The following is a 21,544-nucleotide window of genomic DNA, read 5'->3' as shown; positions in this document are numbered from 1 at the left end:
CTGAAACGGTGTTTTTTTGTTATTAACTATTTATAAATCATTATTTTAGCTGCTATTGTGTCTTATTGGTTACGGCAGCACACACGTACTTTAGACATAAAAAAAATGAAACATCTTTTGATAATTAAAGAAGGTGCAATTTTCTCTTATCTCTCTCATTTATTCAGATAACGTATCTAAAATTATTCCTTTTGATGACAGTAGACCTTGTTGTAATGGGTCTCAGGTGAAATGCTGATAGCGTACAAGAACAGCATGCCCAATATATTAATCCCAATAAAGTGTCTCGCTTTATCCACACTTACTTAGGTATGAAGCAGCTTGGTATACTGGGTTCATTGTGTTCTACACCGAATCAAATTTGTGGCATTTATAGGTAGCTTTATGTCAGTAATCATGTCAATCACGCGTATTCAGCCTAAGCGTATCGCGCTTATCGCAAGCTTGTTGCTACTTACTGCCTGTGGTGAATCGGTGGTGTCTCAACGTACTGATGACCCAGACCCAGTCGTGGTTGATATTCCCATCGCATTTGTGAAGCGCACGCTGCCGGTTGACGACAATGGCACCCCAATCGCAAGCGACTTGCGAGAACCCAGTCAATTTTTACCTGGTGCGGGGCTATATCTTAAAGCGCGAGCTTCTGTAAGCAGCGAAGAAGTGAATATTACTGATCGTGCTTTTATAGAGGTTTCTACACAAAATAGCAGCGCTGAAAATAGCGAACGCCCTCAATATGATGTGAAAGACGTTGAAGTCTCTTATGATGGTACAACCTTACTGTTCGCTATGCGTGCGCCTGCTATCGACAATGCTGATGACGATGAACAACCCACATGGAACATTTGGGAATATAACCGTATCACTGACGAGCTGCGTCGCGTTATTGCTTCAGACATTATTGCCCAAGCGGGTGATGATACCGGGCCCGTTTATTTGCCTGATGGCAGAATAATATTCAGTTCAACCCGTCAACGAACCAACCAAGCCATACTCATTGATGAGGGTAAAGCGCAATATGCTGGGCTTGAAGAAAGTCTGAATGTACCCGCGTCGGTGTTACATGTTATGGATGCAAACGGTACTGCTATCACACAAGTGTCTTTTAACCAAAGTCACGACATCGACCCTTTGGTAATGCCCAACGGGAAAATATTGTTTACTCGCTGGGATCAGGCCGCTGGTGACAAGGGGATGCATTTGTATCAAATGAACCCCGACGGCAGCGAATTAGAAATCGTCTATGGCCGCCACAGTCACACCCTTAACGGGCAAAATGTGCATTTTGTACAAAGCCGGGTTACGCCAGACGATCAGGTACTTGTGGCAGTGAGAGAGTACGAACGCGATACGTTAGGTGGCAACTTTTACCGTGTAGATACGGATAATTATATTGATATAAATGGGCCGGTGGCCAGTAGCGACAGCTTAACTGGGCCGGGTCAAGAGGCGGCGCTTTTCGATAACATCGATACGCAAAGCGCATTGTCACCGGGCGGGTACGTTGCTGCACTTTACCCCTTATTTGATGGCAGTGAACGTCAGTTATTTGCGTGGAGTCAATGTCGTGTTTACGACCCTGAGCAACCTATTGAAGAAGGTTTAGCGCGCACCATACTGCCGTGTAACGACACGTTACTTGAAAACCCTGACGTCGAGGCTGCGCCCTTATTGTACGGTTTGTGGATATACGATCCACAAACAAACACTCAGCAAGTCATTGCCACGCCTAAAGAAGGCGTCGCGTATACCGAATTGGTCTCTATGGAGTCTCGCCCGTTCCCGGCCGACTATGTGCAAGCCGAACGTTTCGACGCTACGCTGGCCGAGCAGTCGTTGGGGCGTGTCCATATACGAAGTGTTTATGATTTTTCGGGTGAAGATGTTACGCAAAGCGGCTTGACTACTATGGCGAACCCCGCGCTTACCGCTCCTAGTGAACGCCCTATTCGGTTCATGCGTGTAGTGAAAAGTGTGTCTATACCCGATGATGACGTTGTCGATATTCGCCGAAGCGATTTTGGGCCTGTTCGCAACATGCTGATGCGCGAAATTATCGGGTATGTGCCGGTAGAACCTGACGGTTCGGTGCTGGCTGACCTACCGGCCAATATGCCTTTGTCATTTAGTTTTTTAGACCGCAATGGAAAGCGTGTTTCCCAGCGTCATGACAACTGGTTACAATTGGTACCGGGCGAAGTAAAAACATGCAATGGATGCCATACGTCAGACAGTACATTGCCACACGGTAGGGGAGAGGCTGAATACCCCTCAATTAATATAGGCGCACCGACAACTGGCGGTGCTCACCCTGGCGCAAATCCAGCATATTTCACCGACGTAGGTGAAACCATGGCACAAACAAGAGGGCGCATTGATGGTATCGCTTACCCCTCGCCAGATATCGCGTTTGACGACGTGTGGACAAACCCTGAAACCACAGTGGTTGCGCCCTCGTTTCGCTATGCATACAGCGAACTAACGTCTGCGATACCTATATCACAACGTTGTGCACAGCGCTGGACAGTGCAATGCAGAGCGGTAATTAATTATCCTGACCATATACAGCCGTTATTTGAAGTCGATAGATCAACGGTCGACGAGATGGGGGCGGTCGTAAACGATAATACTTGCATCAGTTGTCATACGCCTTCAAATGCCGATGGCGACACCCAAGTGCCTGTCGCACAGCTCGATTTAACGAATCAACCATCGCTTGATAATCCAAATCAGTTAACGGGCTACCGTGAATTGTTGTTTACCGATAATGAAGTAGAGCTGGTTGAAGGCGTGTTGCTTGATAAGCTTGTTCCCGCGCTTGATGCTAATGGCAATCCAATATTTGAGCGCGACGAAGATGGGGAGTTGATACTAGACCCCGAGGGCAATCCCATCCCCGTTATGCAAACTGTGCCGGTTTCTGCATCGGCAAGAGCAACGAGCGCGGCAGCAAGTAATACGTTTTTTAATACGTTCACAATAGGGTCACATGTAGGCTATTTATCTGATTCTGAATTAAAAATGATTGCAGAGTGGCTAGATTTAGGGGCACAGTATTACAATAACCCTTTTGATGTGCCTCAGGACTAGGTAAATGCGTGTAATCGTTTTTGTTTTTGCTTTTCTATCACTCTTTCAGCTAAGCGCTGTGCGCGGTGAATCGGTGGTAGTAAAGGTTGTTGAACCCTATGCCGATATGCATACCGGACCTGCCTCTGAGTTTCCGGTATTTCACGTGATTGAACGAGGGGAACGCATAAGCGTGCTAAAAGAGCATACTGGTTGGTACAAAGTGGTCACCGGTGACGGCAAAGAAGGCTGGATAGCAAAAGCGGCGCTTGCCAAAACACGTGACGCGAACGACAGACCATTGCGGTTAGCCCAAAACAATTTTGAAGGTTATCAGGGCAGAACGTGGGAGTTCGGCATTTTTGGCGGTAAACTGGATGACGTTAATGCCATGTCTGTGAGTGCTGCGTGGATATTAACAGAGAACATCGCGGCAGAAATCAGCGCGACACAAGCGTTAGGTGACTTTTCTGATAACCGTATGTGGTTAGTTCGATTACAACATTACACGTTTCCCGAGTGGCAATTGACGCCCTACTTTACGCTGGGTGCCGGACAAATACGCACCGAACCCAGCGCGACATTGGTGCAAAGCGGTGCCGATACCCGAACAAACGATTTATTAGAAGTAGGGGCGGGTGTGAGATATTACCTAACAAGAAATTTTGTAATGCGCGCAGAATACAAACGACTAACCGCGCTTACAGAGCGAGATGAATTTGAGGAGTTAAACCAATGGACGCTAGGGTTCTCGGTCTTTTTTTAGCCGGTACAACATTAATTACAGCCGCACCTGTTGCTATTGGGCAGGAAACGCCACCACCTGTCATCGAACCTGAGTTAGACAGGCGAGAAATTCGAGAGGCGGACATAGACAGTGAAAACTTTGAAATAGGTGTGTTTGCTGGCCAAATCAGTATTGAAGACTTTTCATCGTCCTCAATTATTGGTGTAAGCCTGGCTTATCATATTACCGAAAACATCTTTGCTGAGGCGAGTTACGCTCAAGCTGATGCCGGACAAACCAGCTTTGAGATCTTATCAGGTGGCGCACCGTTTTTGACCGATGATGAGCGGGAGTATACCTATTACGACCTTTCGGTTGGCTACAACGTAAACGGCGAATTATTCATTACAGACAACACCGTTTTTAACACCGACTTTTATGTGACGTTAGGTGGTGGAAGTACTGAATTTGGTGGTGACAGTCAATTTACTCTGACGGTGGGAGGAGGCTACCGCGTGCTGTTGACCGACTATTTCGCGCTGCGCCTAGATGTGAAAGATCACATTTTTAGCAGTGAAATTATTGGTGAGGAAAAGGACACTCACAACATCCAGTATACCCTGGGTGCCAGCTTCTTTTTCTGAGGATTTAGCATATGAAGTTTAAGCTAATTAACAGTTTCACCGGTTTAGCCTTGGCAGTATTTGTGCTGTTGGCATTAACCGTATCCACCGCATCAAAGGCCTCTGCACCAGTAAAAAATCAACCAGCCTCTGATTTTACGTTAAAAAGCCGTGATGGTGACAACCGCCGCCTAAGCGAAGAGCGGGGTAATATTGTCATTGTTAACTTTTGGGCATCGTGGTGCGGGCCATGCCGAGAAGAGCTACCTGCGTTTGAAGAAATGTATCAAGAATACGCTGATTTAGGCGTGACGATATTCGGTGTTAATGTTGATGATGATTCAAGCAAAGCCGATGTGTTACTAAGTGATATCGATGTTACCTTTCCCGTGCTGTATGACCCAAACGGCCAAGTGAGTGAGTTGTACGACGTGTCGGCCATGCCGACCACCGTCATGATAGATCGTGATGGAAACACGCGACTGATACACAAAGGCTACAAATCGGGCGATGAAAAAAGCTACGAGAAAGCAATAAAGCTATTGTTGCGAGAATAATGATGAAAATACGATCACTAGCTACCGTGCCGCTCGTCCTTGGTGCAATTTTAAGTTCAGGGTGTGTGAGTACGCTTGCAAGTATTCAAGATATAGAGCCATGGGTGAAACCCTATGAGCGAAGTAATTTGGCCGACCCTATCATGAGCGCAAACAGAAACCCGATTGCCCTGGCTTACGTGAAGCACGTATTTGAAGCCCGAGAAGGTGCCAGAGGTGCAGATGGTGGCGCAGGGGGCGGTTGTGGCTGTAACTAAATACCGTTTACTGCTACTGACTGTTGTTGCATGCGTTAGCATGGCAACGAAGGGCGCAGTATTACCACAAGACCGTTCAGATGCCATGTACCATAGCTATTCGGGCGATGGTGTAACCATTGACGGGCCGTCGGTGTTGCTGCGTAAAAAAGTCGGTAATAACGTGTCGGTATCAGCGAATTATTATGTTGATACTATTTCTGGTGCCTCGATTGATGTAAGAGCCCAAGCCAGTGAATACCAAGAAGAGCGCACAGAGACAACAGTAGGCGGCGACTTTCTTCATAATAAAACACTGATAAATGTCAGCTATACCAATTCCAGCGAAAATGACTTTGAAGCTAACTCTTACCATTTAGGCATAAGCCAGGACTTCTTCGGCGACTTAACAACGCTGTCGCTCAGTTATTCTCGCGGTGATGATGAAATTAGACGTCGGGGTGATGAAAGTTTTCTTGAAGAGGCGAATCGTCAAAAGTTTGGTTTAGGGTTAACGCAGGTGGTCACCAAAAGCCTCATTATTGGTGTTAACGCTGAAAACGTCTCAGATGAAGGATACCTAAACAATCCGTACCGGGCTATCCGCTATATTGACGAAGACAGTGCTCGCGGATTTTCATTTACCACCGAAGTTTATCCTAACACCCGTGTGAGCAATGCATTCTCGGTTAACGCTAATTATTACTTACCCTACCGAGCAAGTATTTACGGCAATGCTCGCTATTACACCGACACATGGGGTATAAGGGCGACCAACGCAAAGGTCGGTTACATTCACACTATTGGTGACGAATGGATTTTGGATGCGCATGTGCGCTTTTACCAGCAAGATCAAGCCGACTTTTACCGCGACCTATTCACTCGCGCGGACGAATTTAACATTATGGCTCGTGATAAAGAGCTGTCGACATACTCTGGCGTATCCGCCGGTGTTGGCGTGACGTACGAGTGGGCATTTTCTGCGACATCATATTTGAAAAAGAGCACGCTAAATGTTGAATATGATTATATGAACTTTGATTACGATAACTTCAGAGACGCCACGGATGATGCGCCAGTAGGCGAAGAGGCGTTATTTGGATTTTCTGCAAACGTAATTCGAGCCTACGTTTCGGTTTGGTACTAAGGACCCTGTAATGACAACTGTGCATACACCACAAAAACACAATAAACCGTCGCGACTCCATGTGCTTGGTATCACCAACTGCGTTATGCTAGTGATGCTTTTCGCTGCAATTACCCTCACGATTGCATCATTTAGTGCGAAAGCGCAAGAGGCGCCGTTAACGACCCAAATTGAAACCCTTAAAAAAGCGCTTATCGAACTCAATAGAGATTTGTTTATTCTTGAGGAAGATTTGTTATTTCCCTCAAGCACTCAGGTCGCGGTTTATTTGTCAGTCGATGTGGGCACCTATTTTTCGTTGGACGCTGTAGAGTTAAAAATTGATAACGATACGGTGACGAACTATCTGTATACCGAAAAGCAGATAAATGCATTGCACCGGGGGGGCGTTCAACGTTTGTACATGGGGAATGTTAGCCAAGGTACGCACGAACTTACTGCATTTTTTATTGGTTACGGCCCAGAAAACCGAGAATATAAACGAGCGGTGACGTTGCAATTTGAAAAAGAAGATGACGCCCAAGCCGTCGAGCTGAAAATTACCGACTCAAGCGCTAAGCACCAGCCTGAATTTACCGCTGTCGTGTTATAGGTAGCGGCTATTATTATGCAAAAACGCTTTTTACTGTTTTATTTTGCTGCCAGTGTCATTGGGGGGACAACGATACCCTTTGCTGCGGCGTCGACGACTTCTGAACAACACCACGAGGCCCTAAGATTTGGTGAGGTAGTGTATTCGCTGTATACGGATGACGCGCTAACAAGCCTAAGTAAAATGGCAAAAGCGAGACAAGAAGGCGTAAGTGACGAACAATTAAAAACAGTGTCATTGTTAGAAGGCGGTGTTGGCCTTAGTTACGGCATGCCCAACTTAGCTCAGCAAAACCTCGGTCAAGAGGCTGAGTTATCAGGAAACAGCAAGGGCCCGCTTGCGTTGTATTGGCTAGCACGCCTGCATTTTTCACAACATAATGCCGAAAAAGGGTTAGCGGCGTACCAAGCGTTTTTGCGCGCCGTTGAGTCCCGTGATGATGATATTGATGAATTACTGACGCCGTCTCAATGGTATGACGTTAATTACGAAGCGGCGCAAGCATCACTCAATAGCGGCAGGGCAGATATTTCACGCTTTGAACAAGCGCTTCCCAGTACACATGTTACCCGTCAATACTTAGACTACAACGAAGCCGTACAGGCGTATTCACAGGGTGATTACGACAGTGCTATTAATGGCTTTGCCGCGGTTGCTGCGTCGTTGGCAAAACAGCTTACCACCACGACGACGCAAGAGAGTTGGTTAAATTGGATCGGTTGGTGGCAGGACAGAGAGCAAGAAGCCGTTCAACGAGCCGAAATACAAGCGCTGCTCAATCAGGTTCATCTCTCCCATGGTCAAGCAATGCTAGCGCGGGGGCGATACACCGACGCATTAGGCGAGTTTGGCAAAATTAATGGGCAGTCATTAATAAGAGATGAAGCACTGCTTCAGTATGGTTGGGGATTGGTCCGCCGCAACGATTGGCCACTCGCCATGGGTGTATGGAACTTTTTGTCTCAACAACCTGATAACCTTTACACATTGCAAGCAACGCATGCATTGGCATTAGGTTATGCCGAACAAGACGGAGAAGTGCAGGCCTATGAAACACTAATACGTCTTGTTGATAAGTTAGACAAGGTGGTGCGTGAATTAGATGTGCTTAGTCAGAATTTGTCTAAAAGCGGATATTGGCAGTCGCTGGCTACAGGCGTACGCTCGTTAAACGTTGATGATGTGAATCGCACGGGGGATAGTGATTGGAAAACGTTGTGGCCCTCTGCTCACCAAGATTTACTTATCTCCCTGATGCTTACCGATGTAGAACAGCAAGATCAGCTGTCGCAACTCGAAGAGCTCTACACCTTAAAGGCACAATTAAATGAAAGGTTACGTACGTTAGACCGCTTTACATTGCTGCTAAATGAGCGCGACCAAGCGCATGCGCTGCGCACAGCGGCATTTGAACAAAGCCCTACCAAAGCACGGTTATCCACCATTGAAGAAAAACTACACGCGCTTACCACCCGCTTAAACCAAACAAAACAGACATTGGCTAATGAATCTGCGATAGACGGTAAAGGTGTCATATTTAACGCCCTAAGTGTGTATGCCGATAAGCCGCAGTTAGATATGCTCGAGCGATTAGATAGCGCGCAAGTTCGCTTCAATCGATTAAATGAGGCGCGCTCATTGCGACCTGCTTATAAACAGCGTTTGTTACGGTTAAAGGGTATCTTGTTGTGGACGCTTTCAGAGCAAAGCATAGACGCGCAATGGACCCTAAACAAAGCAACCAAGCAAACGCAGGCTTTGCTGGAACAGGCAAAAGGCCGACAAAACCGGTTTGAAAGTTTGCTTAGCCAAAATAATCTTACGCTCGTTGAACGCAAACGCATCAGCGATATGAAAACGCGAATTACGTTACACGTGGCCACAACACAGCAGCTTATTGATGCCCTAGAGCAGCAGCTTGTTTCTGAAGCAAAAACTGCTATTGAGGCACGCCGTTACTACCTTGTTCAGCAGCAAAATATGAGCAAGCTGGCGATTTTGCAGCTTAAAGATCGTTGGCGACAGGGGGCACAAAATAGGTTATCAGATGGCGCACTCGCCACGCCTGATGGTGAAGGCGAGAGAGGCGAAAATGATGAATAAGTCACCATTGCCATTTTCACTTTCGGGAACGGCGACAGCGATATTGCTATGCTTGTCTGTTACAGGTTGTAGCAGTATGTTTGGCGAAAAAGTTGTCGTCAAAAACGTTGAGCCCAAGACAACGTCATTGATCACGTCGTTAAATGTGAAGCCGATTAAAGTAGAAAAAACTACGTTATCGCCCGGTGCTATAGATGTTATTAGAGATGGCTACGCAGAGCTTGTTGGACAGATTGACAACGAGTCGTTGTCGAAGCAACTCGAATTAAGGTTAGCTGACGTAGAAATGCTGCTCGCTGAAGAGCTCCAGGTATCTGGCAGTGGCGAGGAACGTGACGAAGGTGTGCTGTATCAGCGTGCTATCAATGCTTATAAAACCGTATTAACGAATTACCCAGGTGATGTGTCTGAAGCGGAAGTGTTGTATCAATTATCACGCGCCTACGACCTGCAAGGAAAAAGCAGAGAGAGCGCGATAATATTGGCCGAATTGCTAAAGCTTCAGCCTGACTCTATACATGCTAGCGAAGCATGGTTTAGGCAAGGCGAGGCCTACTTCAGCGAGGGTGACTATGCCAGTGCGGCAAATGCGTACAGCAAGGTGCTCGACGCACAAGAGTACGATACATTCTACATCATGTCCGCGTACATGCAGGGCTGGTCTTATTATAAATTAGAAGAGCAAGAAGCGGCGCTTGTCTCGTTTGACGCTATGCTCGCAGCCAGTTTTGCGCATTTGCCAGATGCCAGTAGTGACTTTGTCTACGGACAGCCAGAGGTGAGTGATTTATCTAAAGGGCAGCAAAAACTGGTGCAAGACAGCTTGCGCGTTATGGCGCTGCTATTCTCATACAGAGGAAACGGCGAAGCCATTGTCGACTTTTACAACTTCTATGGCGATAAACCGCATAGCTACCTTGTTTATAACGAACTGGCTCAGCAGCATATTGATAATGACCGTTTTCTAGACGCTGCCGAAGCATATCTGGCGTTTGCTAGTGCACACACAGGGCACGGCGAAGCGGTGCCTTTTTATGTAAAACACATTGACGCGTTTATTTTAGGTGATTTCCCCAGTGAAGTGATGAATGCGAAAGCTGGCTTCGTCAAGACCTTCGGCTATGAAACGGGGAATTACACGCGGTTGAGTGTGATAAATCGTGAAAAAGCCAACCCCTATCTTTATCAATATTTACAAGAATTAGCGCAGTCTAACCATAGCTTTGCACAACAACTCGCAAACCCAGAAAAACGCAATACGCTGCCCGATGCACTGCAACGGCTTGATGATGATGCGATTAACGAACAAGCGTCTTTGGCATTTTCAGATGCTGCCGCCTATTATCTAGAGTTTATCAGCACCTTCCCCGATGATGAAAAACGACCTCAAATACAATTCAATCTTGCGGAAAGCTATTTTCAAGCACAGCAATATGCACTCGCGATAGCGCAATACGAAGACTATGCCTATCGATATGTGAACCATGAATCTGCGAACGATGGTGCTTATACCGCGCTACTTGCCTACGACGCCTTGCTCGCCAACTCAGGTGACAAAAACGATGAATACGTATTACCGTGGTTTGAGAAACAACGGAAAAGTCGCGACGACTTCATTATTACGTTTACTTCTGACCCCAGAGCAATATCCGTGACCCAAACGCTAATGCAAAGTCAGTTTGATAACGCGCAATTCGCCGACGCATTGTATTACAGCCAGTGGTTGTTAACGCCGCCAGATACTGTCACGCAACAGATAAGTGCATCGCAACGTTATTCTGCAAACTTAGTAAAAGCGCATAGCTACTTTGGTTTAGAGCAATACGCTGAAGCAGAACAAAGCTACGCCTTTTTGCTTCAATCGATTGCGAGTGACAACAGCGATTATGACGCGCTTGTACGCAATTATGCGGTAAGCATGTACAAGCAGGCAGAATTCGCGGTTGCCAGTAATGACCTAGAGCAAGCTATTGACCACTTGCAGCGAATTATCGACAACACGCCCAATGTGGATGTACGTATTAATGCCCAGTATGATGCGGCGACCTATTTACTCACATTATCTCGATTCGATGAAGCGCAACGTATGTTTCAAGATTTTGAGACCCGTTTTCCTGACAACGCGCTAACTTCAACCATTGAAAGTAAATTGTTATATATCTTTGAGCAAACAGAGCAATGGGAGCCTGCTGCGGATATTCTCTACCGTCAATGGACGTTAGAGAAAGATACTGATGAAGGCAGAGAAGCGTTACTTTTGGCGGCTGAATATTATGACTTAGCCGGTAACAGAAATTTATCATTACCTGCATATCGTACCTATGCTCACGCTTATCCTGAGCCATTTGATACCGTGACTGAGGTACGGTTGTTAATGAGCGACTTTTATAAACAAAGTGGTGAAGATGAAAAGCAGCGCTTTTGGTTAAACAAGCTTATTGCGGGGCATGACAATGCAGGTAGCAACCAAACTTCTCGCTCGTTAACACTCGCGGCCATGTCAGCCATGGTATTCGCCAACGATGCAAAGCGAGCATTTGTAGCCATAAAGCTTGAACAACCCTTGCGCGATACCCTGAGCAAAAAACGCGATGCGTTAGCGCAGGCTGTTCTGGCACACAATAAAGTACTGACATACGGTGTACGCGAGTATGTGACGGTAGCGAATCATCAGCTCGGCGAATTATATCTTACATTGGCATCTGACTTAATGGCATCCGAGAGACCCACCGAACTATCTGCCTTAGAACGCGAGCAATATGATTTGTTACTCGAAGAGCAGGCATATCCGTTTGAAGAAGAGGCAATCAAGGTTTTTGAGACAAATGCTAAGCGAAGCTGGGAAGGCGTTTATGACGAGTGGGTGCGCGCTAGCTTTGAAAAACTGTCTGCCTTATCACCGTCTGCTTATCGTAAGCCTGAAAACGTGGAGGCGCTTGATGTTAATCGCTATTAGAATCACCGGTTCGTGCCAACGTTATGGATTGAGTTGTTTCGTTCTACCGTTATTTTTATTGCTGCTGAGCGGCTGTAGCGTAGTGCCATCTTTTACTGGGAGTAATGAGGAGGCAACGACACAACACAGTGAAACCCTAGATGCCCCAGACTTATCACCAGAAGAAATGTTAGCTAAGACATTGCTAGAGACTGAAGACCGGTACCTTTTAGCAAAACGCATCGTGCCGGTCGAGCAAACAGAGCAGTTTGAAAATGCAATACGCCTTTTTAACAGTGGGGATTTTGATGCTGCCAGTGCGACGTTGGCACCATTACTTACGGGTAATAATGTATTGTCAGCAATGTGGGTACTGAACGGTGATATAGCACTTGAAGCTGATAATACCGAACAGGCCGTGTCTGACTTTCACACTGCACTGGATGCTAACCCGTTTAATTATTTTGCATTAAACCGGTTAGGGGTGTTGTATCGAGAAAAAGGGCAATTCACCACGGCACGTAGCTATTATAAGCAAGCGCTTTCGGCGTGGCCGGGTTTTGCAAGTACCTACTACAATTCGGGTATTCTTCACGACTTGTATTTAGGTGAAAAACAGACTGCGGTAACGATGTATGAAAATTATTTGGCGTTGATTGCGTTCAATGATACTGCTGGTGTGCCGGAAAAAGAAATTAGAAAAGTTAAACGTTGGGTTGCTGAAGCAAAGCGTCAGCTGGCCAGCAGCAATGACGTCAGGGAGCAATAATGCGTTTTCATATTTATCGCCTGTCACTAGTATTATTGGTTTCTTTTGTGCTGTCGTTAGGGGCTAGCGCACAAGACGTTGATGAGGCGAAACCCGAGGAACCACTTCGTTTAGAAGCCACAATTCGAGGGAACAAAGAGCAGCCAAGAGTGCTAAGTATTGTGCCATGGCAATTACCGAAACACAGAAACATTCGCGGCGCATTGCAGTGGACGCCAATGAATACGCAGCCGCAGCCCCTTGAACGCAATCGCTTTTTACGCAGAGTGGCATTGAATCAACACTTCAGTGACGTTGATGAAATGAAAGTACCGCCAGCTACACAAGATAATTGATACGTATTAATCACACGTGATGTGTGGAAATCCAGATAACCAAATTACAACAAAAATGCGGTAAAACACTATTACGGGCAGCCAATATGTAGTTGCTGCAACGAGATAAAAGGAAAAACTATGCAAGTCTTCGACGTTATTGTTCGCTTCTTTCAGGAAGGTGGCCCTTTCATGTTCCCCATCTCTATTGTTTTAGCAATAGGGCTAGCGATCGCCATTGAACGATATGTATTCTTAAGTTCGGCAAAGCGCGTTAATAAAAAAGCGTTTGCAGAATTAGAGCCTTTGCTACGCCAACAACACTACGACCAAATTGTGCGAATTGCCGATCACAATGCCGCGCCCATTACTCGAGTCATTGGCGCGGGGATCGCAAGGCTTCAAGTTAGCCCGCGTCGGGAAGATATCGAGTATGCAATGGAAGAAGGCTTGATGGAAACTATTCCACGTCTTGAAAAGCGCACGCCATATTTAGGAACGCTTGCAAATATTTCTACCTTACTGGGATTGCTAGGTACCATCATCGGCCTTATTGCCGCGTTCTCTGCGGTAGCAAACGCTGACCCATCGGAAAAGGCCAGTCTGTTATCACAAAGCATTTCAGTAGCCATGAACACCACTGCGTTTGGTTTGATTGCTGCGATACCGCTGCTAGCGTTTCACTCACTTCTGCAAACTAAAACGACAGAAATTGTTGATAGTATGGAAATGGCCGGTGTGAAGTGTCTTAACGTGTTAATGGCGAAAAAGACGGTGAGTGCCCACAGCAGACAATCTGACGAGTAAATTATCATGTTAGGCAGACGTAAACGCCTTAAGAAGCAGGACGTAGAGTTAGATATCACGTCGTTCCTCAACCTGATGATTGTGTTAGTCCCCGTTTTGCTAATGATGATGGTGTTCTCACGTATTACCGTGGTGGAGTTAACGCTTCCTGGGCTTGAGGCATTAGGCGAGGGCGCCGATGTCGAAAATCAACAGCTTGAGTTACTAGTCACGCCAGAGGGCAGCGCGGTGTACTTTCCATCAGGGTATTTAGTGAAACAAATTCCGACGATTGCTGATAGCGAAACCGGCGTTGTTCAACAGGATTGGGATGCCCTTCAATTTGTTTTAAAACAAATGAAGCAAACGTTGCTAGGCAAAGGGGTGGAGAAAGATGATATTGTATTGATGATAGACGATCGCGTTGATTATCAAAGCCTAGTGACCTTGCTGGATAAAACCCGCGCTTACCAAGATGTGGTTGCGGCTTCAGTGGTCGATGCCGCGTTATTTCCCGACGTTTCGTTTGCTGAAGTACCTGCTGAAATGGCTAATCTCGACTTCTCAGAGGCGGCCATAGTAGCGGGGGAGGAAAGTCAATGAAGCAGTCAGTAAGAGCAAAGCGTATGGCACGTAACCATAAGCGCAATGCAAGACAAGCGAAATTAAGCCTCGTATCCTTGATGGACATTTTTACCATTCTTGTGTTCTTCCTTATGCTAAACGCATCAGATGTGCAGGTGTTAGACAACCACAAATCGATCACCTTGCCTGAGTCACCCTCTGAGGTGGCTGCAAAAGAAACGCTATTGATAATGGTAAATAACAGCAGCTTGGTATTGCAGGGCGAAAAGCTTGCGGATATTGAAGAGATACTCAGCAGCAGTGACGAAACGATTGACGTGTTGGCCGATGAGCTTGCGTTTCGATTCCAGCAGGCGTCAACGCCTGCAAACGTTGATGCAAGCGATGAAAGCGCTGTTCAAGGCAAAGCCATCACGATTATGGGCGATCGCAGCGTGCCTTATGCATTGCTAAAGAAAATCATGTATACCTGTGCGCAGGCCGGTTACACAGATGTGTCATTAGCCGTTGAGCAAAAAGCGTCGTCTACTAATAAGGAGGGCGGTGCATGAGTAGTACGTACATGCAAACGCAACTGCCCTGGGCATCTAGTGAAAAAGAGAACCGTACGTTCAGCTTTATTACGTACGGGATATTAGCTGTCACATTAGTATTGGCTGTGGTGGTCAACCTAGTGGAATTACCTAAGCAAACGCGAGAAGAAAAAGCCGCCTTGCCGGCGCAGCTTGCCCGTATTATTCAACCTACAGTACCGCCTCCGCCGCCAATCGTAGAGCCTAAACCAGAGCCTATCGTTGAAGAGACGCCGCCTGTAGAGGTAAAAGAAAAGCCCAAACCTACGCCAAAGCCAGTTGAACCAGAGATTGTTAAGCCGAAGCCAAAGCCGTCGCCACAGGTACAGCCAACAGAAGCTGAAAAAGTGCGTCAGGCAAAAGAAAATGCTAAGCAAACCGGTTTGTTAGCGTTTCAAGATGATTTTGCCAGTATGCGAAATACACTTAGCCTTGCGAACGTTGCTGATACGCAAACCGTCGAAGGAGCGGGTAAAACAGAAAAGACCGTGCGCAAGCGAGTAGGAAAAGAGGTTGTGGCGAGTGACAGCGGGGGTTTACAAAACGCAGAAGTTAGCCAGAACATCGGCGCACGTGGTGAACTTGCCGGGCGTAGAACGACGGAATTTAGCGCGCCGGAAGAGGGTGCAGCCTCGCTAGCAGCGAAGCGGGTTGAGCAAGAAACGGCGGTTATCGGTGACAGAGACGTGGAGTCTATTCGTAAAACGTTAGATGCAAATAAAGGCGCAGTTTATGCGCTATATCGTCGCGCACTAAGAGCCAACCCTGATATAGAAGGTAAAGTAACGGTAAGATTGACTATCGAGGCCGATGGAACTCTTTCAGCGGTAGATTTACTTAACAGTGAACTTAACGATGAAGCGCTAGAAAGAAAACTGCTAGCCCGCATTAGAATGATAAATTTTGGTGCTGCCAACGTTAAGCAAACACAACTTGAGTATGCGTTTAACTTCTTACCATATTAAGACTGTTGTCGCGTTACATAAAAGCCGAGATTAACAATGTTAAGCTCGGCTTTTATGCTTACGCTTCACGCTTCGAGTTTAAGGAAACCGGCGCTACCTTTACGTTATGAAATTTTTAATAGTTGGTGGGCACTATGAGATGGGACGGGTTTTGACCAGTAATAGCCTTGCCCAAATTCACAGCCTAACTCCATCAACGTGGCCAATGCGGCTTCATCTTCGATACCTTCGGCGACGGTTTTTAACCCGAGGCTTTTGGCCATGTTGACAATGGCTGCAATCAGCGGCTTGTCGTATTTATCTTTTCCAAGTGCCCCAATGAATGAACGATCAATTTTCAGGGTTGTGGCATTAAAGCTTCGTAGGTAATTTAAGTTTGAATAACCGGTTCCGAAGTCGTCTATCGCAATAGCGATACCTAATTCACGCAACTGATTAATTTGCTGTGCAATGCCATCTTTGTCGTTAATGAAGAGTGATTCAGTAAGCTCTAACTCTAACATCGACGCTGGAACGCCGTGGTGCTTGAGTGCATTGTTGACGACCGTAACTAAGCTGTTATCTCTGAACTGTACGGCAGAGATATTGATGGCAATACGAAGGTTTTTATACCCTTTCTTTTGCATCTGAGCACCAAACCTACACACCTCGTCAATAACCCACTGTCCTATTTCGACAATCAGGCCGCTACTTTCAGCAATCGGGATAAAACCATCTGGAGGAATAAACGAGCCATCATCTTGCGGCCAACGAATCAGTGCTTCTAGCGCGGGGGTAGACCCATCATTTAGGTTTACGATGGGCTGATAATACATTTCAAACTGCGATGTCTGCGTCGCGGTTCGTAACATCTGAAGCAGTGAGAACCTTTCTTCACCGTCGTTATCAAGGCTTGCTTCATAAATGTGAAAGGTATTACGTCCATGTTGTTTCGAATGATACATAGCAACATCGGCTTTTCTGCAAAGCTGCTTAAAGTCGGTGCCGTGAAGGGGAGCAATGGCTACGCCCAATGACGTGGTAATCGATACTTTTGATTCCAGAATATCAAACTCGGCTTCACAGGCTTGCATGATGGTTTTAGCTAACGTCTTTACAGACTCCTCGTCCCTTGCGCATGGCGCCAAAACAATAAATTCATCGCCACCAAAGCGAATTAAATGCTCCCCGTGCGGCAGTGACGTTTGAAGCTTTTCTGACACCATTTTTAACAGTGTATCGCCAGCTGAATGGCCTAATGCATCATTCACGGGTTTGAAGTTGTCTAGGTCGAGAAAAAAGACGGCGATGTTTTTATCGTCCGGGTTGCGCTTCATAAACATGCTGGCAAACAGTTGCTCGCCATAGAGTCGATTAGGAAGATTTGTCAGCGGATCATGATGAGCAAGGTGCTGGATATGTGCATGACTCTCCTCTACTTTTTGGTTTTCAATCTGTAAAGAAAGCATTAATTTTTTTATGTCTTTAACCAACACGTAAACACTAAACCCAGTTACGCTGAATATAATTATGATAAACATAACGTGTACCCATCGTAGTGATGGTACGTGAGGCGTTATGAAACCCTCGATGGCAAGCCCAGACAGCAACAACGCTTGAACCATGGTCAGTGCCAGTGTTATCGAGAATAGCCTACCTCCTCCCAGTGTCGCTGCAAACACCAATAAGCCGGGGAACCCCAACGCTGCGAGGTCGAATATACCCGCGCCGGTTAAGGCAAGAGCGAATAACATCAAAGAAAGCGTGCTGATTAGGAGATAGATTGCTGCAGATAGTTTGCGTTTATAGGCAAGAAAATAGGTAATACAAAGGGCAACTAATGCCGCACTGAAAATGGTGAACGTCACGTTTCTAGATACAAGTAACGCCAGCGCTACGCCAATACCCGTAACCGCACTGATTTGCATCACGCGATTTCTTCGTAAGTGCGAAAGCGCCTCAGACACTAGCGTAGATGGTGTTATGTCACGATGAACAGCGTTAATAGTAAAACCCTTCTTAAATTAACGTAATGATTATACTCTACCTTTTGGTACACCAAAGGCAATATATTCATGGTAACTAATTTAGTCAGGGCAAAAAGGGGCAATCACATATTGCCCCTAGGGTATGGATGTTTTATTACGCGGCGAGGGTTAAAATTTCCTTCGCTTTTGCAAGGTCAATGTCGCCATGTTCACCAAGGGCTGTCATTCCATTTTTTTCAAGGTTTGCAATAATGCCGTCTATCGCATTCTTTTCGATATCGTAGTCAGATAAACGGGTTTTCACTTGCATAGCTTCAAAGAAATCTTGAACGGCCTTTATCGTTAAATCGATAGCTTTATTTTTATCTTCGTTTTCGATGCCAAAAACACGCTGGCCAAGCTGAAGAATTTTATCTTCTTTCTTCGCGCGTTGAACATACATAAGTGATGGCAGCACGATTGCTAGTGTCACGGCATGATCTAAACCGTGAAGGGCGGTTAACTCATGGCCAATCATATGAGTCCCCCAATCTTGCGGAACCCCTTTTCCAATTAACCCATTTAATGCCATGGTCGCAGACCACATAACATTAGCGCGAACATCATAGTCTTGTGGTGTTTCAAGCGCTTTAGGCCCTTCTGAAATGAGGGTTTGTAAAATACCTTCGGCAAATCGGTCTTGAAGCGGAGCGTTTACCGAGTACGTCAGATACTGCTCGATAACATGCACAAACGCATCAACTACGCCGTTTGAAACTTGTCGAGGAGGAAGTGAAAAAGTGAACTCTGGGTCGAGTACGGCGAAAACCGGCTGCACGGTTTCTGATGAAAACGCGCGTTTCTGTGATAATTCAGAACGGTTAACGACCGAGTTGCCATTACTTTCAGAACCTGTTGCTGGCAGGGTTAGCACCGCACCAATTGGTAATGGATTTTCAAATTGAGCACTAGAAATGAGAATATCCCACGGATCACCTTCAAAATTTACCGCCGCGGCAATAAACTTTGCTCCGTCAATAACACTGCCACCGCCAACTGCAAGAATGAAGTTCACGTCGTTATCGCGCGCTACATGAACCGCTTTCATTAGCGTATCAAACTCGGGGTTTGGCTCGACGCCTGAAAACTCCACTACGTCTGCGCCTTTCAAGCACGCTAGCGTGCTGTCGTAAATGCCGTTTTTCTTTATAGAACCGCCGCCATAGAGAAATAAGACTTTAGCGTTTTTTGGCAGTCGTGGGGTAACTTCGCTAAGTTGGCCCTTACCAAATAAAATTTCAGTTTGGTTCTTAAATGTAAAGTTCAGCATGGTTTCTTTATTCTTCCTTTTTAACGTTGCCTAAATATCTGGCGATAGGCACCAACTTGTACGAAAAACGGCGGTGTCGATGGAAACAGCCTTTCGTTAGGCGTACAGTCGATGTTCTACCCGACAGAATGTGTTGGTTATCCTAGAATGCTTGGATAAAAACAAGAAGTCAGATAATTTAGTGGAAGCCATCACAAATCTGATAGGTACATATCACGTGTCATACCTCACCCAACTTAAAACCTTCGTTGAAGTTTATCGCTGCGGTAACATCACCAAAGCCGCACTTAGGTTAAATATGTCCCAGCCAGCGGTGACATCGCATATTCAGTCGATGGAATCGATTGTTGGGAAAGAGCTGTTTATCAGAAAAGCGCGAGGTGTTGAGCCTACACCTATTGCTGATGATTTGGCCCTGCAAGTGTCTCAACATATCGATATGCTGGAAAGTAAAGTCGATTCAATACGCAGTCGCTCTTCGACCGTTCACGGAACCCTGCATTTGGCAGGTCCGGCTGAGTATTTAAGCTTTGTTGCAGGCCCGACCTTAGCCAATTTACTGCAAGCCGATAAAATCAACCTTGTCATTCACACGGGAAATAAAAACAATATTTACGCGCAGCTAGAAAACGGTACGGTTGAGTTAGGCATAACGGCGTCTATGCCAAATGAACAAATGTACGACTATCAATGTTTAGATAAAGAGCGTCTATTACTGGTTATGAACCGGGTGCAGGGGCGTGAACTTGCCAAGCAGACTGTCACCGTCTCAATGCTAGCCGGCTACAAAGTGATTACTTACGACGAACAATTGCCTCTTATCAGGCAGTATTTTAATAGCGTATTTAACGCGCGGTGTGAGTCGCCCGTGGCTGCGGTTTGCCCTGATATTCGGGCAATTGCAACCATTGTTAAATCCGGGGTAGGGTATTCTGTACTGCCAGACTATTTATGCAAGAATGCGATTGATACGGGAGAGTTAGTGCAGTTGGGTAAAGAAGGGCCTGAAAATGAGATATTTTTAGTGTGGAAAAAGGGCGCACTCAATCACCCAAGAGTGGCTTATGCGAAAGATGTAATAATGGCCTTTGCTAATATGAATGTTTTAACGTCGCGCCACGATACGTAAAGCGATGGCATAAAAAAGCCCCAGCATAAAACGATGGGGCTATTTAGCAACTGCGTACTAGCGCTTTAGAACGTACTCACGACTTTCACCGCGTCTGTTACTAGGCTCTCGTCAATAAAACCAAGCGTATTTGGGTTGGTTGCAACAAGCTGTAGCATTTCTTCTTGTGAAGAAACTGACTCAGGCGGTGTACCGCGCCCAGTAAAAACAAGCTTGGACCAAAATGCAGAATATTGGCTCTCAGATTTTCCTAACACACCGCCGTTGAAGCTTGCTCTCACCGCTTCGCCTTGCTCAAAGGTTAGTGGAAGCGCTTTGCTACCATCAGGGAATGTCTTCGACTTACCTAAATAAATACGTTTTACAGCGTCTAAGTCTACGCCAGAAGCGTTTCCTGCATTAACAATAACAACATTCGCTGCGGTTGCAGGTAGTGTAAATACCAGGCACAGGAGTAAGATATATTTCATGTTTAAGCACCTTAAATTACCAATTCTAATGAAACTGCACAAGCAGTTGTAATAACACTGCCTACGATGGTAAAGCGCAAGGCGTTACCATCTCTAGTCCGACTATTATCGCAAAATAATGGCCCATCTTCATATTGTTCGATAGTAGTGATTGTATATGAGATTACTCCGTTTGCTTGGTAGATTGCGCAATTAACTCTGTTATTTTAGTCAATTATTTTAAATAACGTGTAATTTTGTTGTCGTTCAGGTGGCAATAAGTGCGTTTTCGCCGCGCAATCGCACAAAACGCCCAGTGACCATAATAACATTGTCCATAGTGTCGCTATTGTCAACTTTGTGTACATAAGCGATAAACTGTCAGGTTTACACTATTCACATAAGCACGTAAGCAAAAGGAATCACACAACGTCAATGGCAAAACCGAATAAAAGAGGGCCGGCAAGAACGGTTGATGTTTTTTGTGCTAAATGCAAAACACCGTTGTTCAAATATCAAAAAGGGGGGAAGGGCGCATTGGTAAAATGTTTTATCTCTCGAATAGTACACGACTACACAGTGACCCCTTGCATATGCCCGTCCTGTGGTGCTCAATTTGCTCGCGAAGCAATGATAAGAGGGATGCCTTCTTATAAAATGATTGGAGGAAAAGTAATTGCTAAGTAACTAACCAAAATAGTTGCTGTAAT

Annotated in this window: 20 protein-coding genes; 17 read left to right on the top strand and 3 right to left on the bottom strand. The window is 45.9% G+C overall.

What is annotated here, in order from left to right; translation table 11 throughout:
* The first annotated feature begins 384 nt into the window (after nt 1-384).
* The 15 genes from ACOJRU_RS10680 to ACOJRU_RS10610 all read left to right on the top strand — a co-directional run bounded on the left by ACOJRU_RS10680 (nt 385) and on the right by ACOJRU_RS10610 (nt 15,980).
* Nucleotides 385-3,090: a hypothetical protein gene (locus ACOJRU_RS10680; RefSeq protein WP_421131732.1), complete on the top strand. Its 2,706-nt coding sequence runs from the start codon at nt 385-387 to the stop codon at nt 3,088-3,090.
* A 4-nt stretch (nt 3,091-3,094) separates the two neighbouring features.
* Nucleotides 3,095-3,835 (top strand): SH3 domain-containing protein, encoded by a 741-nt coding sequence (locus ACOJRU_RS10675; RefSeq protein WP_421131731.1) that lies wholly within the window; start codon nt 3,095-3,097, stop codon nt 3,833-3,835.
* Nucleotides 3,805-4,440, top strand: coding sequence for an outer membrane beta-barrel domain-containing protein (locus tag ACOJRU_RS10670; RefSeq protein ID WP_421131730.1), 636 nt, complete (start codon nt 3,805-3,807; stop codon nt 4,438-4,440). Before ACOJRU_RS10675 ends, ACOJRU_RS10670 begins: the two co-directional genes overlap by 31 nt.
* Before the next feature lie 11 nt (nt 4,441-4,451).
* Nucleotides 4,452-4,976 carry a TlpA disulfide reductase family protein gene (locus ACOJRU_RS10665; protein ID WP_421131729.1) on the top strand — a complete coding sequence of 175 codons (525 nt, stop codon included), beginning with the start codon at nt 4,452-4,454 and terminating at the stop codon, nt 4,974-4,976.
* A 2-nt stretch (nt 4,977-4,978) separates the two neighbouring features.
* Nucleotides 4,979-5,233, top strand: a complete 255-nt coding sequence (locus ACOJRU_RS10660; protein WP_421134753.1) for a DUF4266 domain-containing protein — start codon at nt 4,979-4,981, stop codon at nt 5,231-5,233.
* A complete protein-coding gene (locus tag ACOJRU_RS10655) occupies nt 5,220-6,359 on the top strand; it encodes a DUF3570 domain-containing protein (RefSeq protein WP_421131728.1) in 1,140 nt (379 codons plus the stop codon). Before ACOJRU_RS10660 ends, ACOJRU_RS10655 begins: the two co-directional genes overlap by 14 nt.
* Nucleotides 6,360-6,369: 10 nt before the next feature.
* Nucleotides 6,370-6,951: a hypothetical protein gene (locus ACOJRU_RS10650; protein ID WP_421131727.1), complete on the top strand. Its 582-nt coding sequence runs from the start codon at nt 6,370-6,372 to the stop codon at nt 6,949-6,951.
* 15 nt (nt 6,952-6,966) lie between these two features.
* On the top strand, nt 6,967-9,054 hold the full coding sequence (locus ACOJRU_RS10645; RefSeq protein ID WP_421131726.1) for a hypothetical protein: 2,088 nt from the start codon (nt 6,967-6,969) through the stop codon (nt 9,052-9,054).
* Nucleotides 9,044-12,010, top strand: a complete 2,967-nt coding sequence (locus ACOJRU_RS10640; protein ID WP_421131725.1) for a tetratricopeptide repeat protein — start codon at nt 9,044-9,046, stop codon at nt 12,008-12,010. The genes ACOJRU_RS10645 and ACOJRU_RS10640 overlap by 11 nt, the downstream gene beginning before the upstream one ends.
* Nucleotides 12,011-12,092: 82 nt before the next feature.
* Nucleotides 12,093-12,758, top strand: coding sequence for a tetratricopeptide repeat protein (locus ACOJRU_RS10635; protein WP_421131724.1), 666 nt, complete (start codon nt 12,093-12,095; stop codon nt 12,756-12,758).
* Nucleotides 12,758-13,093 carry a hypothetical protein gene (locus ACOJRU_RS10630; RefSeq protein ID WP_421131723.1) on the top strand — a complete coding sequence of 112 codons (336 nt, stop codon included), beginning with the start codon at nt 12,758-12,760 and terminating at the stop codon, nt 13,091-13,093. The genes ACOJRU_RS10635 and ACOJRU_RS10630 overlap by 1 nt, the downstream gene beginning before the upstream one ends.
* 120 nt (nt 13,094-13,213) lie before the next feature.
* Entirely contained in the window at nt 13,214-13,879 is a 666-nt protein-coding gene (locus ACOJRU_RS10625) for a MotA/TolQ/ExbB proton channel family protein (protein ID WP_421131722.1), read from the top strand.
* Between the two features lie 6 nt (nt 13,880-13,885).
* Complete coding sequence (locus ACOJRU_RS10620; protein WP_421131721.1) at nt 13,886-14,461, top strand: ExbD/TolR family protein; 576 nt, start codon at nt 13,886-13,888, stop codon at nt 14,459-14,461.
* On the top strand, nt 14,458-14,994 hold the full coding sequence (locus ACOJRU_RS10615) for an ExbD/TolR family protein (RefSeq protein WP_421131720.1): 537 nt from the start codon (nt 14,458-14,460) through the stop codon (nt 14,992-14,994). The genes ACOJRU_RS10620 and ACOJRU_RS10615 overlap by 4 nt, the downstream gene beginning before the upstream one ends.
* Nucleotides 14,991-15,980, top strand: a complete 990-nt coding sequence (locus ACOJRU_RS10610) for an AgmX/PglI C-terminal domain-containing protein (protein WP_421131719.1) — start codon at nt 14,991-14,993, stop codon at nt 15,978-15,980. The genes ACOJRU_RS10615 and ACOJRU_RS10610 overlap by 4 nt, the downstream gene beginning before the upstream one ends.
* Before the next feature lie 104 nt (nt 15,981-16,084).
* Here the strand turns inward: ACOJRU_RS10610 and ACOJRU_RS10605 are convergent, their stop codons facing one another.
* On the bottom strand, nt 16,085-17,887 hold the full coding sequence (locus ACOJRU_RS10605; protein ID WP_421134752.1) for a putative bifunctional diguanylate cyclase/phosphodiesterase: 1,803 nt from the start codon (nt 17,885-17,887) through the stop codon (nt 16,085-16,087).
* A gap of 214 nt (nt 17,888-18,101) precedes the next feature.
* Nucleotides 18,102-19,256, bottom strand: a complete 1,155-nt coding sequence (locus ACOJRU_RS10600) for an iron-containing alcohol dehydrogenase (protein WP_421131718.1) — start codon at nt 19,254-19,256, stop codon at nt 18,102-18,104.
* A gap of 217 nt (nt 19,257-19,473) precedes the next feature.
* On the opposite strand from ACOJRU_RS10600, the gene ACOJRU_RS10595 reads away from it, so the two are divergent.
* Nucleotides 19,474-20,385 carry a LysR family transcriptional regulator gene (locus ACOJRU_RS10595; protein WP_421131717.1) on the top strand — a complete coding sequence of 304 codons (912 nt, stop codon included), beginning with the start codon at nt 19,474-19,476 and terminating at the stop codon, nt 20,383-20,385.
* A gap of 65 nt (nt 20,386-20,450) precedes the next feature.
* Here the strand turns inward: ACOJRU_RS10595 and ACOJRU_RS10590 are convergent, their stop codons facing one another.
* Entirely contained in the window at nt 20,451-20,855 is a 405-nt protein-coding gene (locus ACOJRU_RS10590; RefSeq protein ID WP_421131716.1) for a phosphate ABC transporter substrate-binding protein, read from the bottom strand.
* A 414-nt stretch (nt 20,856-21,269) separates the two neighbouring features.
* Here ACOJRU_RS10590 and ACOJRU_RS10585 point away from each other — a divergent pair, with 414 nt between their 5' ends.
* Nucleotides 21,270-21,521 carry a hypothetical protein gene (locus ACOJRU_RS10585; RefSeq protein WP_421131715.1) on the top strand — a complete coding sequence of 84 codons (252 nt, stop codon included), beginning with the start codon at nt 21,270-21,272 and terminating at the stop codon, nt 21,519-21,521.
* Nucleotides 21,522-21,544 lie beyond the last annotated feature (23 nt).

The organism is Alteromonas algae (assembly GCF_049117195.1).
Classification (GTDB): Bacteria; Pseudomonadota; Gammaproteobacteria; order Enterobacterales; family Alteromonadaceae; genus Alteromonas.
Note: the sequence above shows the minus strand (reverse complement) of the source record. Positions and strands in the feature narration are given on the sequence as shown.